Annotated in this window: 20 protein-coding genes; 3 read left to right on the top strand and 17 right to left on the bottom strand. The window is 37.9% G+C overall.

Going from position 1 to position 15,195, the window contains the following annotated elements; translation table 11 throughout:
- Positions 1 to 9 precede the first annotated feature (9 nt).
- Together mutS and argR are read right to left on the bottom strand one after the other, a co-directional pair.
- Positions 10 to 2,544, bottom strand: a complete 2,535-nt coding sequence (mutS, locus tag HMPREF2957_RS07675; RefSeq protein ID WP_070678698.1) for a DNA mismatch repair protein MutS — start codon at positions 2,542 to 2,544, stop codon at positions 10 to 12.
- Between the two features lie 46 nt (positions 2,545 to 2,590).
- Positions 2,591 to 3,037, bottom strand: a complete 447-nt coding sequence (gene argR, locus HMPREF2957_RS07670) for an arginine repressor (protein ID WP_070678695.1) — start codon at positions 3,035 to 3,037, stop codon at positions 2,591 to 2,593.
- A 153-nt stretch (positions 3,038 to 3,190) separates the two neighbouring features.
- Between argR and argS the strand changes: the two genes are divergently transcribed.
- Positions 3,191 to 4,882: an arginine--tRNA ligase gene (gene argS / locus HMPREF2957_RS07665; RefSeq protein WP_070678692.1), complete on the top strand. Its 1,692-nt coding sequence runs from the start codon at positions 3,191 to 3,193 to the stop codon at positions 4,880 to 4,882.
- 406 nt (positions 4,883 to 5,288) lie between these two features.
- Positions 5,289 to 5,537, top strand: a complete 249-nt coding sequence (locus tag HMPREF2957_RS07660; protein WP_006146258.1) for a hypothetical protein — start codon at positions 5,289 to 5,291, stop codon at positions 5,535 to 5,537.
- Between the two features lie 34 nt (positions 5,538 to 5,571).
- Here HMPREF2957_RS07660 and HMPREF2957_RS07655 read toward each other — a convergent pair whose 3' ends face one another.
- The 13 genes from HMPREF2957_RS07655 to HMPREF2957_RS07595 all read right to left on the bottom strand — a co-directional run bounded on the left by HMPREF2957_RS07655 (position 5,572) and on the right by HMPREF2957_RS07595 (position 14,523).
- Positions 5,572 to 5,781, bottom strand: coding sequence for a hypothetical protein (locus HMPREF2957_RS07655; protein ID WP_004250709.1), 210 nt, complete (start codon positions 5,779 to 5,781; stop codon positions 5,572 to 5,574).
- Between the two features lie 70 nt (positions 5,782 to 5,851).
- Complete coding sequence (nrdI, locus tag HMPREF2957_RS07650) at positions 5,852 to 6,319, bottom strand: class Ib ribonucleoside-diphosphate reductase assembly flavoprotein NrdI (protein WP_070678690.1); 468 nt, start codon at positions 6,317 to 6,319, stop codon at positions 5,852 to 5,854.
- A gap of 75 nt (positions 6,320 to 6,394) precedes the next feature.
- A complete protein-coding gene (locus tag HMPREF2957_RS07645; RefSeq protein WP_070678687.1) occupies positions 6,395 to 6,925 on the bottom strand; it encodes an ABC transporter permease in 531 nt (176 codons plus the stop codon).
- Positions 6,926 to 6,986: 61 nt separating this feature from the next.
- Positions 6,987 to 8,273, bottom strand: a complete 1,287-nt coding sequence (locus HMPREF2957_RS07640) for a response regulator transcription factor (protein WP_070678684.1) — start codon at positions 8,271 to 8,273, stop codon at positions 6,987 to 6,989.
- A gap of 2 nt (positions 8,274 to 8,275) precedes the next feature.
- Entirely contained in the window at positions 8,276 to 9,949 is a 1,674-nt protein-coding gene (locus tag HMPREF2957_RS07635) for a sensor histidine kinase (RefSeq protein ID WP_070679040.1), read from the bottom strand.
- A complete protein-coding gene (locus tag HMPREF2957_RS07630) occupies positions 9,927 to 10,559 on the bottom strand; it encodes a YesL family protein (RefSeq protein ID WP_024053943.1) in 633 nt (210 codons plus the stop codon). Before HMPREF2957_RS07630 ends, HMPREF2957_RS07635 begins: the two co-directional genes overlap by 23 nt.
- 617 nt (positions 10,560 to 11,176) lie before the next feature.
- Complete coding sequence (locus HMPREF2957_RS07625) at positions 11,177 to 11,383, bottom strand: CsbD family protein (RefSeq protein ID WP_004250682.1); 207 nt, start codon at positions 11,381 to 11,383, stop codon at positions 11,177 to 11,179.
- Positions 11,384 to 11,419: 36 nt separating this feature from the next.
- A complete protein-coding gene (locus tag HMPREF2957_RS07620; RefSeq protein WP_070678682.1) occupies positions 11,420 to 12,049 on the bottom strand; it encodes an Asp23/Gls24 family envelope stress response protein in 630 nt (209 codons plus the stop codon).
- A gap of 11 nt (positions 12,050 to 12,060) precedes the next feature.
- Entirely contained in the window at positions 12,061 to 12,231 is a 171-nt protein-coding gene (locus HMPREF2957_RS07615; protein WP_004250679.1) for a DUF2273 domain-containing protein, read from the bottom strand.
- A gap of 11 nt (positions 12,232 to 12,242) precedes the next feature.
- Positions 12,243 to 12,806: an alkaline shock response membrane anchor protein AmaP gene (gene amaP / locus HMPREF2957_RS07610; RefSeq protein WP_070678679.1), complete on the bottom strand. Its 564-nt coding sequence runs from the start codon at positions 12,804 to 12,806 to the stop codon at positions 12,243 to 12,245.
- An 85-nt stretch (positions 12,807 to 12,891) separates the two neighbouring features.
- Positions 12,892 to 13,131, bottom strand: a complete 240-nt coding sequence (locus tag HMPREF2957_RS07605; RefSeq protein WP_004250675.1) for a GlsB/YeaQ/YmgE family stress response membrane protein — start codon at positions 13,129 to 13,131, stop codon at positions 12,892 to 12,894.
- 427 nt (positions 13,132 to 13,558) lie between these two features.
- Positions 13,559 to 13,897, bottom strand: a complete 339-nt coding sequence (cadX, locus tag HMPREF2957_RS07600) for a Cd(II)/Zn(II)-sensing metalloregulatory transcriptional regulator CadX (protein ID WP_070678676.1) — start codon at positions 13,895 to 13,897, stop codon at positions 13,559 to 13,561.
- Positions 13,898 to 13,908: 11 nt separating this feature from the next.
- Positions 13,909 to 14,523, bottom strand: coding sequence for a CadD family cadmium resistance transporter (locus HMPREF2957_RS07595; RefSeq protein ID WP_070678673.1), 615 nt, complete (start codon positions 14,521 to 14,523; stop codon positions 13,909 to 13,911).
- Positions 14,524 to 14,551: 28 nt separating this feature from the next.
- On the opposite strand from HMPREF2957_RS07595, the gene HMPREF2957_RS09405 reads away from it, so the two are divergent.
- Complete coding sequence (locus HMPREF2957_RS09405) at positions 14,552 to 14,725, top strand: FanG protein (protein WP_074324509.1); 174 nt, start codon at positions 14,552 to 14,554, stop codon at positions 14,723 to 14,725.
- A 77-nt stretch (positions 14,726 to 14,802) separates the two neighbouring features.
- Here the strand turns inward: HMPREF2957_RS09405 and rpmG are convergent, their stop codons facing one another.
- Entirely contained in the window at positions 14,803 to 14,952 is a 150-nt protein-coding gene (gene rpmG / locus HMPREF2957_RS07590) for a 50S ribosomal protein L33 (protein ID WP_001265622.1), read from the bottom strand.
- 15 nt (positions 14,953 to 14,967) lie between these two features.
- Positions 14,968 to 15,150 carry a 50S ribosomal protein L32 gene (gene rpmF, locus HMPREF2957_RS07585; RefSeq protein WP_000290417.1) on the bottom strand — a complete coding sequence of 61 codons (183 nt, stop codon included), beginning with the start codon at positions 15,148 to 15,150 and terminating at the stop codon, positions 14,968 to 14,970.
- Between the last annotated feature and the right edge of the window lie 45 nt (positions 15,151 to 15,195).

The raw sequence follows: 15,195 nt of genomic DNA, 5'->3' as shown, positions 1-15,195 counted from the left end.
GGTTTTTGCTTATAATTTTTGTTTCAGCTCTAATAAGAGATTCATGGCTTGCATCGGTGTCATATTGTACACATCTACTTGGGCCAACTCTGCTAGGATAGGATTTTCTTCTTTTTCATCAAAGAGAGACATTTGCTCATTGACAACATTCCTTTGATTGATAGAAATTGGATTTTCCTGACTTTGGCTCTCTAGTTGAGTTAGAATCGCATCCGCTCTTTTTAGCAAATCTGCTGGCAATCCTGCAATCTTAGCAACGTGAATACCGTACGATTTGTCTGCTGGACCTGGTTCAATCTTATGAAGGAAAGTGACCTGGCCATTTTGCTCAAGTGTAGCCACGTGTACATTTACTAGATGTTCAAGACTAGCTTCCAGACTGGTTAATTCATGGTAGTGGGTCGCAAAGAGAGTCTTGGCACCAATATGCTCATGGATATACTCGATAATAGACTGAGCTAGAGCCATACCATCATAAGTTGCGGTTCCTCGACCAAGCTCATCAAAAAGAATCAATGAATCCTTTGTCGCATGACTAATAGCATTATTTGCTTCCATCATCTCTACCATAAAGGTGGACTGACCTGAAACCAGGTCATCTGCCGCTCCGATACGTGTAAAAATCGCATCAAAGATTGGTAAACAAGCACTTTCAGCTGGGACATAAGAACCCATCTGAGCCATAACCGCTGTAATGGCCAGTTGACGCATGTAGGTTGACTTCCCGCTCATGTTCGGACCTGTAATTAGTTGAATGCTAGTATCTTCATCCATCTGGATACTATTGGGAATATAGGTCTGAGCTCCCATAACCTTTTCAACAACTGCGTGACGACCATTCTGGATATCAATCCGCGACTCTTGCCCAAACTCTGGTCGAATCAGGTGCTGTTTTTCTGCAACTACTGCCAAGCCTTGCAAGACATCGACAGTAGCGATTCCTTGAGCCAGAGCCTGTAGACGTTGGATATACTTGCCAACCTCCTCACGAATACGCATAAAGATTTCGTACTCTAGGTTTGCTGATTTCTCACGCGCCTCTAACATTTCTCCCTCGATACGCGCCAACTCCTCTGTCCCAAAACGCTCAGAATTTTTCAGCGTAGCCTTGCGGAAAAAATGGGCTGGAACATTGCCGAGCTGCGAATTGGTCACATGGAAATAGTAGCCGTCTTTTTTATTGTAGTCAATCTTGAGAGTATTGATGCCAGAGTTTTCTCTTTCCTTGGCCTCGATCTCAGCAATCCAGCTGGTCCCTTCTCTCAGCACACGACGGTATTTATCCAAGGTCTCATCAAAGCCCGTTCGGATAATACCACCTTCGGTAATCACGTGGGGGGCCTCTGGGGCAATGGCTGCACTAATGAGATTTTCCAACTCTGGGATAGCATCTAGTTGTTCAATCAGATAAGCTAGAGCTGGTTGCTCCATTCCTTCTAAAATGGCGCGAATTCGTGGAACACTTCCCAAGGTAGTCGCTAATTGCAAGAGATCTTTAGGATTACTTTTCCCAAAAGATACTCGGCTAGCCAGACGTTCGATATCGTAGACTCCCTTAAGGCTTTCCGTTAAGTCACTGCGCTCAAAGAAATAATCCAGAAAGACTTGCACAACCTCCTGACGTTCTATGATACGATCTAAATCAATTAAGGGGCGTTGAATCCAGGAACGTAGAAGACGCATACCCATTGCAGTTTTAGTCTCATCTAGCAACCAGAACAGGCTCCCTTGTTTCTTGCCTGAGCGAGCATTTTCAACCAAATCCAGACTAGCCTTGGTCGCAAAATCCATCTGCAAGAAATCTTTGATCTCATAACGAATAACAGGTTTTAAGTGATTCAACTCTCTCATCTGCGTCCGATGAACATACTGAAGAAGTTTTCCACTAGCTGCTTCTTCAACAGTTGCCAATCTTGAATCCAACAGATGAACGTCTTCATATGTTTCTTGTTCATAGGAAAGCACTAGATTCATTTGACAACTGAGAATCTGTTCTTCTGCTTCAGACAAGTTGTAACCAATCACCACTTCTCTGGCCTTGAGATTACGGATTTCACCACAGACTAGAGAGAAATCTGATAATCCCGTTACATAGAAATCACCTGTCACTAGGTCCATATAGGCTAGTCCATACTGGGAACCTTCACGATCAATAGCCACTAAAAAGTTATTGTGACTATCTGGCTTACTACTATCAACCACTGTTCCTGGTGTAATGACCTGAACAACCTCGCGCTTAACAACACCAACAGCTTGCTTAGGGTCTTCCATCTGCTCGGCGATAGCAACCTTGTAGCCACGCTCAACGAGGACATCGATGTACTGTTGGGCAGAATGATAAGGAACTCCAGCCATGGGAATCGGATTTTCAGCATTTTTATTGCGACTGGTTAGTGAGATTTCTAGTATCTGTGCAGCATTGACTGCGTCTTCATAAAACAACTCATAAAAATCACCCATGCGAAAAAGCAAAAAAGCATCTGGATATTGTTTTTTGATATCCACATACTGTTGCATCCCAGGTGATAATTTTTCAGTAGTCATTTACTCTCTCCTTGTAAAAACAGTCCTGAGAGAAGCTCTCAAGACCTTATCTATCTTCCATTAACTCTAGCAAGCGTTCTTCCATGACTTTAGCTGCTTGTTGATCCTTACAGATAACCAACAAGGTATTCGCTCCGGCAACAGTACCTAAGATCCACCCATCTTTATTTGAATCTACTACATTGGCTAAAACGGATGCTTCTCCAAGTTTAGTGTGGAGAACCAAGGTGAATTCGGCTCTTGCAACACCCTCTAAGTGATGTGAAAGGAATTCGACTAGATCAATCTTCTCTGTCTCATTTGCTAGCACATAGTAAACAACATCGTTTTTCTTAACTTTGGTTAAGCCAAGCTCTCGCAAATCACGAGATAATGTCGTTTGTGTCACAAAGACATCACAGGCTTCCAATCGATCTTGAATTTCCTTTTGAGTTCCTAATTTTTCTTCTGTAATCATTCGCTTGATGAGCTGATGACGTTCTCTTTTTCTCATAAGATCCTTTCAAGTGCATATTTATAACATTTTACATTTTTTTAGTAAGAACATTATATCAAAAAAACTGGATATTTCAAAAAATATCTCTTCTTTCAAAAAAAATGTAGTAAATTGTGATAAAATAGTAAAAAAGCCCTAAAGGAGCCTTAAATGAATACAAAAGAATTGATTGCTAGCGAGTTGGCTAGCGTCATTGATAGCCTGGACCAAGAGGCTATTTTACATTTACTAGAAACACCTAAAAACTCAGATATGGGAGATATCGCCTTCCCTGCCTTCTCATTGGCAAAGGTTGAACGTAAAGCTCCTCAAATGATTGCTACTGACATCGCTGAAAAGATCAATAGTCAAGCCTTTGAAAAGGTTGTAGCAACAGGTCCTTACGTCAACTTCTTCCTTGATAAGGCTGCCATTTCTAGCCAAGTTCTACAAAACGTTATCACTGAAAAAGAGCACTACGCTGACCAAGAGATTGGCAATCAAGAAAATGTTGTCATTGACATGTCTAGCCCTAATATCGCTAAACCATTTTCAATCGGTCACCTTCGTTCAACAGTTATCGGAGATAGCTTGTCACATATCTTCCAAAAAATCGGCTATAAAACTGTCAAGGTCAACCATTTGGGAGACTGGGGTAAACAGTTTGGGATGTTGATTGTTGCCTACAAGAAATGGGGCAATGAAGAAGCTGTCAAAGCACATCCAATTGATGAACTTCTCAAACTCTATGTCCGCATTAATGCTGAAGCTGAGAACGATTCAAGCTTGGATGAAGAAGCACGCGAATGGTTCCGCAAACTTGAAAACGGTGATGAGGAAGCTCTCGCTCTTTGGCAATGGTTCCGCGATGAAAGCTTGGTAGAATTTAACCGTCTCTACAATGAGCTACAAGTTGAATTTGACAGCTACAACGGAGAAGCCTTCTACAATGACAAAATGGATGCAGTTGTAGACATCCTTTCTGAAAAAGGACTATTAGTCGAATCAGAAGGTGCTCAAGTTGTTAATCTTGAAAAATATGGAATTGAATACCCAGCTCTTATCAAGAAATCTGACGGCGCAACTCTATACATCACACGTGACTTGGCTGCGGCCCTCTACCGTAAAAACGAATACCAATTTGCCAAATCTATCTATGTCGTTGGTCAAGAACAATCTGCTCACTTCAAACAACTCAAGGCTGTCTTGCAAGAAATGGGTTACGATTGGAGCCAAGATATTGTCCATGTTCCGTTTGGCTTGGTTACAAAAGAAGGGAAAAAACTTTCTACTCGTAAAGGGAATGTTATCTTGCTAGAACCAACTGTTGCAGAAGCCATCAGCCGTGCTAAAGCGCAGATCGAAGCCAAAAATCCAGAACTTGAAAACAAAGACCAGGTCGCTCATGCTGTTGGAGTTGGGGCCATTAAATTCTATGACCTTAAAACTGACCGTACAAATGGATATGACTTCGACCTTGAAGCTATGGTATCTTTCGAAGGGGAGACTGGCCCTTATGTTCAATACGCCTACGCTCGTATCCAATCGATCTTGCGTAAAGCCGATTTCAAACCTGAAGCAGGTGCCAACTATAGCTTAAACGATGCTGAAAGCTGGGAAATCATCAAGCTCATCCAAGACTTCCCACGTATTATTAAACGTGCAGCTGATAATTACGAACCTTCTATCATCGCTAAATTTGCAATCAGCTTAGCTCAAGCCTTTAACAAATACTATGCCCACACTCGTATCTTAGATGAAAGTCCAGAACGTGGCAGTCGTCTAGCCCTTAGCTATGCAACTGCAGTTGTCCTCAAAGAAGCCCTTCGTTTGTTGGGCGTAGAGGCGCCAGAGAAGATGTGATTCAGTACCAACAATTGGAACTAAAGGTTCCTAATTGTTGGACGCTAGCCGCTTTTATGCGGATTAGCTAACTGCTTCACTAGTTCTATAACATAAATAACATCGATTTATGTTATAGAACGTCGTAATCTTCAAATTACTGGAACTAAAGTTCCTAGTCTCTTGGCGGCAATCGCTATCGGGCGATTTGCCTAAACGCCTTACTAATGCATCCAAATAAATAATATCGACTTATTTGGATGCATGTCGTGATCTATTAAATTAATTTATTACTAAGCAAGCTAAGTAACTAACGCCAAATCCTATTCGGACTTTGGCTAGGCGCTTACAGTATCATCACTCGAGAGGCGAAGGATATTCGTTTTTCTCTAACCACTTACTTCTTTATCACCTAGGGAGAATTTTTATGAGCCAGTATGCTTATATTCTAGTTGTTATCAGTCTTCTTTTTCTCTTTCTTGTCAACAAATATGAAAAAGAGAAACTTCAAAGACTGCTTCAGGACCAACTATTGAAAGATCAAGATTTTCGTGCAACTATCAAAGAAAAAATCCAAACGATAGAAAATATCAATGATGTCATTGATTACGTGAATAAAGGCTACCGTTTAGGGATTCCCATTTCAAAAGAAATCGTTGACGAAATTCGCAACTAACAAAAAGACTCGAGATGACATTTCTCGAGTCTTTTTATTTATTTCTGACAGCTAAGATTCCTACCAGGATAACAATCCCTAAGGATACCATGGTTCCAACTGGTGCTACATTTTCATCAAAAATTTTCTCAGAGAACAGTAGCAGAGCAATCGCTAATAGTAGCAAGGCACTGCATAGCATAATATCCTTGAAGCTTGGTTTGCGTTTTATATACTTTAAAAATGATCTCTGTAATTTACTCATTTGAACTGTTCTCTTTTGAAATAATTCTATGATCCATGGGATAAAAATCTAGCCCAACAACTCTATCCTCTTACAAGGATTCAAGTTCATAAAGCTCTGCAATAATGCCTGCAACCTTCTTGATATCTCCCAACATACCACGCATTTCAAAGTCAGCTAGGACTGGAAAACCAAAGCGCTGGCTGTATTGCTTGGCGGTCAAACAGTATTGGTTATTGAAATTACGGTTACCCGATCCTACGACACCAAAACACTTGCTAGCATTATCACCATATGCGATAAAGTCTCCTACTGGAGTGGTTAAGATTTCCACATCTCCATTGTCAACCCCATTGCCACCTTCGAGGTAAGTCGGTAGAAAAGCCACATACGGGTTGGTCATCTCAAAGAAGTCTTCTCCTTCCTTGACCAAGTCTTTAATATGAATTTTTTCCACATCAATATTCGCATATTGCTCCAACAAATAAGCTTTCAAACGTGTTACAAAACTTTCCGTGTTGCCGCTTAGACTGATATAAACTAAGGAAATTTTTTTCATCTTTTCCTCCCTCTTTCTCGAATCCAAAAAAATAACTACCAAGATTGTATCTTGATAGTTATCCTTTGTCAACTCTTAGGCGAGTTCTTCCTCTTGAGATTCTGTTAATTCTTTTTGCTGACGCCATATTTTATAGAAGACGATTCCCAAAAAGATAACATTGATGACGATGAAAATAATAGTGGTTGCTTTTGACATGACTTCCATTCCTAAACGTAGGGTGTCATCTTTAATCAATTGCATAGCATCTTGTAGATTCATATTGTCATGGACTAGTCCAACAATAGCTAGTAAGGCATATCCAACATAAGTGTAGTTCGCCAACTGCAAGTTCTTACGAATTAAGAAAACAAAGGCTACTACAACTAGGATAGCGGATAGAATAATGAGTATCGTGTTAAAAATAGAGTGAGATGACTCTGACACTTGGTGGGCATAGTTAACAGCATCTTCTATTTGTTGAGCACTAAGTGTCCCAACATTTTCTTGGCTAGCACGAAGGGCGTCCTTACTAGGTACTGGAGTGAATATTCCAACTATTGCCAAGGCTGAATTAATCGCTGATAAGACTAATAAAATCCATAGATAGATTGGTTTCTTTTTCATAAAAGTAACCTCCTCATAATTTTTAATTTATTATAGCATATTTTAACAAGTAAAACAAATTCTACAAGTTTACTTCCACCTGCTTACGGTATGCTTTCGGAGACTTCCCACATAGTTTTCGAAAGACCTTATAGAAATAGCCTACATTACTGTAACCAACCGTATAGCAAATATCCTCAATACTATCATTTGTAGATAGTAAAAGTTGCTGAGCTGCCTTGATGCGTTGCTTATTGAGAAGCTCAGCAAAGGTTGAATTGGTTTCCTTCTTGATTAACTGACCTAAGTAAACAGGATTGATAAAGAGGTCCTTGCTGATATCCTTGAGAGATAGCTCTTTTTTGTAGTCTCTACCAATAACTTCGAGTACACTGACAACATTCTCATTCATGCGGTATTGGCCAAAGAAGGACGTCAAGGTTTCCTTGGTATAAGCTACTAAGTCTTCAAAGTTTGTGATGGCATGAATATTCTTGACAATATCTGTCATATCATCTGCTTTCAAATGTTCAAAGAGATGGAAGACATCCATAACAAACTGAGTAAAGAGTTGCTTGGTGATGGATACCCTCGGTGTGTTTTCTAAGACAATCTTCTCGAGTAGGTTCAACTCCTCGATAATCTGCTGAAGATTTCCTTGGATAATAACTCGATAAATGGGTTCATAATAAGAAAAGAGACTTTCAGATTGATCGAGGTTTACAGTTCCATAGAAGAGGGCTTTTTCAACGTCAAATTTCCATTTTTCAAAGTTGGCCTGATAAGGTAACTCAAAAGGCATGACAAGTAGACCGTCGAATTTCTGAGCTGCAATCACAATCTGCCAGTCCTGACCTAAAACATAGTAAGGAATGACAAAATCCCCTTGTTTCTCTTGAGAGAGTCCAATCCACCAGTTTTCTTTTTGAGACAGGTGTGCTTTAAATGCTTCGTCGTCTAACTTTTGACTTAACATTTCTGGCTCATGCACTTTCTCACGAAGTTGACCAAGGATTTTCTCAAGTAAATGCTCCAGTTCAACCTTATCAACTGGTTTGACAAGATAATCTACAACATTGAGGTTCATGGCTTTCTTGACATATTCAAATTCTTGATAGCCGGAAAGAAGAATATAGTAAGCCTCTGGCAAGAGTTCCTTCATTTCCCCAATCATTTCAAGTCCTGTCTTGTCAGGCATGTTGACATCAGAAATGACGATGTCTACAGGATGCTCTCGAACATAGTCCAAAGCGTCGTCAGCATGATTGGCTGTTGCGACGACTTCCATATCCCATTTTTCAAAAGGGATCAAACGCTTAAGTCCTTCTGTAATCATGTACTCATCGTCAACTAATAGTACTTTATACATGTTTATCCTTTCTCTTCATCCTGAATGGTGATTCTATATTGAACACCTTTTTGTTCAGCTGATTCTACATCGATGTTATAGCGATCTCCAAAGTAGAGCACAAAGCGTTCGTGAATATTAACAATCCCAATAGACTGTTGTTGCCCCTTATAATCTGCTGTGTGTTCAAAGGTTCTTTGAGCCAGTTTAGCTTGAATTTCTGCTAGTTTTTCAGCAGACATCCCACGGCCATTATCGGTTACTAAGATTTCAACATAGCCATCTTTTTTCAAAGCCTTGATACTGATAACATTATCTGTTCTTCTGTGATCAACTCCATGGGCAAAATAATTTTCCACTAACGGTTGGAGGGTGAACTTTGGAATACGCATTGCTTCCAATTCAGGGTCAATCTTAAATCCATAGGCAATGGATTTTGGATAGCGAACCATACAGAGATAACTGTACTTCCGACAAAACTCCACTTCTTGTTTGAGGGTCGTTTCTCGCTCGTCAGAGATATTATTGCGCAGGAGACTACTGAACTCATAGATGATATCTGCTAGTTCATTTTGATTTTCCATCACCGCGTACATCCGCAAAAATTCCAGAGTATTGTACATGAAATGCGGATTAATTTGAGCTTGTAAGGCTCGCATGTTGGCATCTTTTTGATTGAGTTCCAGTTGATAAATATCGTGAATATTACTTTCTAGTCGATCCAACATATCATTTGTCGACTCAGCAATTAGTAGCAGTTCCTGGTCCTTTTTATCTGTGTCGATTCTCTTGGTCTGCTCTCCCTTAGTAATGGCTTGGATAGAGTCCACCAAGTCCACAACCTGACTTTGATAGTCAGAAAAAGTCCTTCTTAAGGTCATATATAAAATGATGATAAAGAGGGCGCTCAAACCTAAAATAAGTGCCGAACTCGCTAAAGTCCCACTCCAAACATAATCCTTTGGTACAGCTACTCGAACTTGATAACCATGGGCAGTTGTTCCTACCAACCAAGACTCATTCGTTCCCTTCGCTCCAATATAGAACATATCTGTTTCATATGGTGCAATGACAGTTACTGCTACAGGAATTGTTCCCCTAGTGTTGTCAATCGCTTTATAGAGGAATTCTGGTTCTACGGAAATATAAATGACTCCAAGAGCCTGGTCCGAGATGGGATCAGACACTGGAACCGCAAAACTATTAGCATCCGGTTTAAAGCTCTCAGCTGGAATTTTCTGTCCACCTCTGTTTCCTCTTTTGGAAACAAATACGTCCGTTGAATCCTGTAGAACAATCGAAATACCTGTTACAAAATCGTTTCGCACGTATATATCATCGATATTTTCATAAATAGAAACGGAAATATAGGGTGACGCCTTGCGCTCTAACTGCCAGTAAAAATAATCCGGCGTACTAAGACTAAAATATTTGTAAATCCCTTCAATCCGAGCTTGATTATCTACTAAACTCTGGGCTAGGCGAGTTGACTCCCGATAGTAGTATTCAACTTCATCAACTGTTCGAGCGAGAACACGCTGACCGACACGATTGGCTTCCCTTTCACGCATATCCCAGTCTGCATAAAAAATCAAGAGAGCAAAGCAGGAAATGATGATAATCATCACCAGACTATAGATTCTTAGGAGTGAGTGGAGGCGGAATTGTTTGGTCTTATTTGGTTGCCAATTTTTCATGAATACTTTCATAAACAGGCTCCAATAAATCACTAATAAAGAAATGCCACATTCCAATACCTACAAAAGCAATGAGGGCTGGCATATAGAAGCCAATAATGGCTAACAAGACGCTACCAAGGAGAACCTTGGCCACTGCTGATAAACTCATAAAAATTCCGATAAAGGCAAGCTTTAAGGTGTTTTTATAGGATAATTCAAAGTAAACCTGTAACTTTAAAGATACCGTATAGGCCAAAAATACCAAGGCTACTAAAAAGATATTTAGAAATGTTGCTGCCAAGTGGATAATGGTCTGGTTTGGCAACTGAATCATCAGATACAAGCCATAAATCAAGATGAAGTCAATCCCTATAAAGGTGTAGAAACTGAGATTACTTTTGACAAAATTGCTCTTAAATAAAGCCCATGCTTCCTTAAAACGATAAGCACGGTAAGAATAGCCGTTTTCAGCAAATAAACTCATGAGAGTTGCACTAGCGGGTGCTATACCGAAGACCACTCCTCCTGCTAGTGTCAATAACCAAAAATAAGCAGTCGCAATCATCCCCAAAAAGAAACGATGAAAGACTAGCTCAATGAAATTTCCCACGGTTTGCCTCCTATACATTAATCTAGTTTTATTATAACATATTTCAAGCGCTCTCAAAAACAGAAGCAGTAAAAAGGGCAAGACAATTTAACTCATTACCTTTTTAGAAGTAAGCTTGGAGTAGGGACCATCCTTGTCAAAAGTGTACAAACACCAAACTATATAAAAAATTACATTTATTGGTTTAATAAGGATATTTGTACTATAATTAAGATAGATAGAGATACCGATTAATAATCAAAGAACAAAGGCTTTACCAGGGCAGATGGATATGTTTGAAAATTATATAATTACTATTCAACTTATTTACTGGATTAACAAAATAACGAAAGGAGTATGGACTATGACTATTTTTATTTTAAGAACTACTTTGTTTTTTGTTGTGCTTGGATTGAGTCTTTTCTCTGATAAATTGTTCAAACAACAATATGTAAAAATCGTAAAAATAATTTGCACTATAATCTTATTAGTCATTTCATTAACATATCTGTTCTAAGTTATTTTAAGAATACAGGAATTTGTTTGTCCTGTATTCTTTTTTTCTCTATAAAACGTGCATTGATAAAAACGAATAACAAAAACACCCCCAGTTAGGGAGTGTTTTCAAGGATAATAGCAAGATTACCTAAATTTTATTATTTAGCGTCGTCTTTTTTAAAGATGTTTTTAACACCTTCAACAGCGCCTTCAATAGCGTCTTTTGCATCTTCAGCGACTTCTTTAACTTTAGAAGCAACTTTTTCAGCAGCTCCTTCGCTTTCAAGTCCTTTGTCACCTACCAATTTACCAACGCCTTCTTTAACAGCTCCTGCTGCTTGGTTGAATTTTTCTTCTGTAGACATAAGTATGTCCTCCTTTTATTTTTTCTAAATTAGTAATTATTGAACACGTGGTTCTGCTTTGGCTGCAGCGTCTTTAACAGTTTCAACGCCTTGGCCAACTTTTTCTTGAACGAATTCAGCCCCTTCGCCAAGTTTTTCTTGTGCTGCTGCGACACCTGAACCGATACCAGATTTCACTCTAGACAATTGTTCTGACGCGAACTCGCCTGTTGATTCTGCCACGTCAGTTACACGATCTTGAAGGCTAACTGAGTCTGCTTCATGTTGTTCTTTAGTTTTGATGTCAACAACATTAACGTTAACTTCAACTACTTCTAGATCAGTCATTTTCGCAACTTCTGATACGATAACGTCTTTGATTTCCTTGTATAGAGTTGGAACGTTTTTTCTGTACTCTACGATAACGTTCAAGTCAACTGCTACTTGTTCTTTACCAACTTCAACGTTAACACCGTGTGTTACATCGTTAGTGTTAACAAGTTTTTCTGTAAGATTTGAGAAGAATCCACCGTCAACATGTAATAGTCCTGGGACTCTATCTAGTGAAAGACCGATGATTTTTTGAATAACTTTATCTTCGTAAGTTAATTCTCCGCGAACATCTTTAGAAACAACAACATCTTTTTTTTCAGCATTTACATTTACATTTTTTTCTACGTTTGACATATGAAACTCCTTTATTTATTTAAATAATTCTTCTGTACATAGTATCCCAACCAAATTCCTAGGGCTCCACAGATTAAAACGAACAATGTTTTAAAGAAACCGAAGGATAGGATGAAGCAGGCTAGAATAATACCTACTACACCACATAGAATTGGGTATTGATATTTTTTAAACCATTCCATTTTTTACTTCCTTACTTTACACGACTAACAATTTTCTTAGCTGCTTTTTGAGGGTCATATTCTTTCACTGAAACTTCCAGTTTAACCTCTCGATCAATACCAAAGAATTCTTTCAATCCTTGAGTGATTTCGTTTTGAACTACTTCAAATTTGTTAGCAATGTTATCTGAAAGAACAGCTGTACCTTCTACATAAACGAAACATTTCTTTTTCCGAGTATGTACCTGAATTTTGGGATTTTTAACCATCTTGTGTTCATCCAATAAACATCGAACAAACCCTTCAATAGCTGAATTTTTTAGTTTTAATTTATCGTCTTTAGTTCCAAGTTTTATTTCCAGATATTGTCTAGGATAAAACAGGATTACTAACATCCATAATAAAACTAAGATAGACAGGCCTAGAAGCCCCCAAAATACATATCTAGCGAGATAATATTCAAATGATGTCTGTCGCCAGCTAGTCAATTGAATTCCTAAATCACTAACCTGGTGGTAGTCTATCAAAATAGGAAGGAAAATTGTCAAGATTAAAATACAGAAAATAATCAATAATATTTTCTTTGATTTTGACATCTAAAATCCTTTCAATTAGTGCAACAAACCATAGCTTTACCCGTCATTATAAATTAAAAACTATAGTCTGCTTTCGAGTAAAACATTAACCTTTTTTACCCAAAAAGAACGATACCACAGAAACTACAATCACTGCACCAATAATAGATGGAATGATAGCCATACCAGCTAGTGAAGGTCCCCAAGTACCAAGGAGTGATTGACCTACTGATGAACCGATTAAACCGGCAAATATATTAGCAATTACTCCCATTGAGCCACCTTTTTTAGTGATTGCCCCTGCTGCAAGGCCGATAAAGCCACCTACAATAATGGACCACAACATAATATGCGCCTCCTTTCATTACCCCAATATATCTGGGTTAAATATAGTATATCAAAATATGAGAGCGTACTCAAATTATATGCTCACGAATATATGCTTTAATAAATTTTAAAACAATATAAAAACGCTCTAGTCATTGTGACTAGAGCGTTTTCTATATATCCGAACATCTAATTTATTTCTCAAAAAATGTAGTCAAAAATATAGTCATTCGGTTGATTTTTTTGCAATACATTGAAATTGGAAAAAGAAAAAACGCTTAAAATCAGCGTTTTCTTATGTATTGATTCGTATTGAATGCTTACTTCACTTCTATAAAAAGATTAAATAATTTCTATTTTAGCTGTTAGAAACGTTGGTACATCAATGTTTTTAGAATGCTACATAATAAAAGGTAGAGTGAATGGTAGAGTAGTAAAAATAGTTGTTATCCTAGTTGATTAAAAAAATCTCTGATTTCCTCATCTTTTATAAAATAATATATAATTTTCCCCTCTCTTCTAGTATCCAAGACGTTTTGATTGGCTAGTTTACGAAGATGGTGGGAGGCAGATGCCATACTGAGATTTAGTAAACAGGCTATATCACATACACAGAGTTCTTCAACAGCAAGAAGATAAAAGATGATATTTATCTGTTTATTATCGGTAAACTTTGATAAAATACGAAGTGATTTTTGGACTTTTTCCTTTTCAAGGTAGTTCGTTGCGGTTGTAACATTTTGTTGATTTATAATATTCACTTGGCAGATACTATCTTTTTTCATAATTTTTTCTCCTAGCCGAACACAGTCCTTAGCATGTCAAAAACGTTGTTTTCAATCAGGATATATATCCCCAGTCCTAAATAAACACTGGCAATAAACCATCTGCTATATTTTTCCAAAATTTCTCCAACAGAAGGGACTTGTGCCAATTTTTGGGCAGAAAAAACCAAGAGATAAATCATGACTAGAAAGGTAAGTAAAGCCACTATCAAATTCGCTAAATTTAAGGTAATAAAATATGGGACAAAAACACCAATATTGTCAGCACCACAACTTGCAAAAGTAATCATAGCGACTAGAAAAATCAGGTTTTTATCATCTTTGCGCAAACCATCTTTTGCAATAGCTTCTCCATCAGAATCTCCTAAAAGCAAAACTTTGAGTCCTAGGAAAATTGGAATCAAACCGAGCAAACCTAAAATCTCTTTACTAGGAATATAATTTAAGACAAATGCAAAAAGTAAACTTAGCAATATTAGACTAACAGAGCCTAGAAATTGTCCTAAATAGATGTTAATAATGTCTTTTCTGCTTTTTCTTTTGGCAAAAAATAACATTAGGATAATAAGTAAGTCTACGGCTGTCCCAGAATACAGGATTATTGAAGTAACAACATTTTGAACCATAAAACACCTCATTCAAATATATTTTTGAATGTATTTTAACATTAAACTTTGTAGATGTCAACTTCAGCTCCATCAAAATATAGATAAGAAGGTAGTGTACCAAACATTAAAAAGCCCTGCCATCGAAATGATAGCAGGGCTTAACTTCAATATCCATATGATATATTTATCTAAAAAAGGTAGAGTTTGGACTGAAATATAGTGAAATGTATTGAAATTGAAAAAAGAAAAAACGCTTGAAATCAGCGTTTTTCTTATGTATTGATTCGTATTGAATGCTTACTTCACTTCTGTAAACACAACGTGTTTGCGAAGTTTTGGTGAGTATTTCTTTAATTGAAGACGGTCTGGAGTGTTACGTTTGTTTTTAGAAGTAAGGTACAAGCGTTCACCAGATTCTTTGTGTTCAAGTGTAATATTTACGCGCATGGTATCTCCCTTCTATTATTCAGCTGATGCAGCTTTAGCAATCTTACGTCCTTTGTAGTATCCTTTAAGTGATACACGGTGAGAACGTGAGTAATCTCCAGTAGTTTCGTCAAAGTTTACAGATGGAGCTGTTACTTTGTAGTGCGTACGACGTTTGTTTTTCTTCGCTTTTGATGTGCGACGTGCAGGTACTGCCATTTCGTTTTTCTCCTTTTAAGATATAAATTCAATTAGGTTTGATTT

Source organism: Streptococcus sp. HMSC062D07 (assembly GCF_001814215.1).
Classification (GTDB): Bacteria; Bacillota; Bacilli; order Lactobacillales; family Streptococcaceae; genus Streptococcus; species Streptococcus infantis_I.
The sequence above is the reverse complement of the archived record's forward strand: the minus strand, read 5'-3'. Positions and strand labels throughout refer to the sequence as shown.

Bases quoted from the DNA above. Each gene is read 5' to 3' on its own strand.
- mutS (WP_070678698.1), bottom strand. From the start codon at position 2,544: ATGACTACTGAAAAATTATCACCTGGGATGCAACAGTATGTGGATATC.
- argR (WP_070678695.1), bottom strand. From the start codon at position 3,037: ATGAGAAAAAGAGAACGTCATCAGCTCATCAAGCGAATGATTACAGAA.
- argS (WP_070678692.1), top strand. From the start codon at position 3,191: ATGAATACAAAAGAATTGATTGCTAGCGAGTTGGCTAGCGTCATTGAT.
- HMPREF2957_RS07660 (WP_006146258.1), top strand. From the start codon at position 5,289: ATGAGCCAGTATGCTTATATTCTAGTTGTTATCAGTCTTCTTTTTCTC.
- HMPREF2957_RS07655 (WP_004250709.1), bottom strand. From the start codon at position 5,781: ATGAGTAAATTACAGAGATCATTTTTAAAGTATATAAAACGCAAACCA.
- nrdI (WP_070678690.1), bottom strand. From the start codon at position 6,319: ATGAAAAAAATTTCCTTAGTTTATATCAGTCTAAGCGGCAACACGGAA.
- HMPREF2957_RS07645 (WP_070678687.1), bottom strand. From the start codon at position 6,925: ATGAAAAAGAAACCAATCTATCTATGGATTTTATTAGTCTTATCAGCG.
- HMPREF2957_RS07640 (WP_070678684.1), bottom strand. From the start codon at position 8,273: ATGTATAAAGTACTATTAGTTGACGATGAGTACATGATTACAGAAGGA.
- HMPREF2957_RS07635 (WP_070679040.1), bottom strand. From the start codon at position 9,949: ATGAAAAATTGGCAACCAAATAAGACCAAACAATTCCGCCTCCACTCA.
- HMPREF2957_RS07630 (WP_024053943.1), bottom strand. From the start codon at position 10,559: ATGTATAGGAGGCAAACCGTGGGAAATTTCATTGAGCTAGTCTTTCAT.
- HMPREF2957_RS07625 (WP_004250682.1), bottom strand. From the start codon at position 11,383: ATGTCTACAGAAGAAAAATTCAACCAAGCAGCAGGAGCTGTTAAAGAA.
- HMPREF2957_RS07620 (WP_070678682.1), bottom strand. From the start codon at position 12,049: ATGTCAAACGTAGAAAAAAATGTAAATGTAAATGCTGAAAAAAAAGAT.
- HMPREF2957_RS07615 (WP_004250679.1), bottom strand. From the start codon at position 12,231: ATGGAATGGTTTAAAAAATATCAATACCCAATTCTATGTGGTGTAGTA.
- amaP (WP_070678679.1), bottom strand. From the start codon at position 12,806: ATGTCAAAATCAAAGAAAATATTATTGATTATTTTCTGTATTTTAATC.
- HMPREF2957_RS07605 (WP_004250675.1), bottom strand. From the start codon at position 13,131: ATGTTGTGGTCCATTATTGTAGGTGGCTTTATCGGCCTTGCAGCAGGG.
- cadX (WP_070678676.1), bottom strand. From the start codon at position 13,897: ATGAAAAAAGATAGTATCTGCCAAGTGAATATTATAAATCAACAAAAT.
- HMPREF2957_RS07595 (WP_070678673.1), bottom strand. From the start codon at position 14,523: ATGGTTCAAAATGTTGTTACTTCAATAATCCTGTATTCTGGGACAGCC.
- HMPREF2957_RS09405 (WP_074324509.1), top strand. From the start codon at position 14,552: ATGTATTTTAACATTAAACTTTGTAGATGTCAACTTCAGCTCCATCAA.
- rpmG (WP_001265622.1), bottom strand. From the start codon at position 14,952: ATGCGCGTAAATATTACACTTGAACACAAAGAATCTGGTGAACGCTTG.
- rpmF (WP_000290417.1), bottom strand. From the start codon at position 15,150: ATGGCAGTACCTGCACGTCGCACATCAAAAGCGAAGAAAAACAAACGT.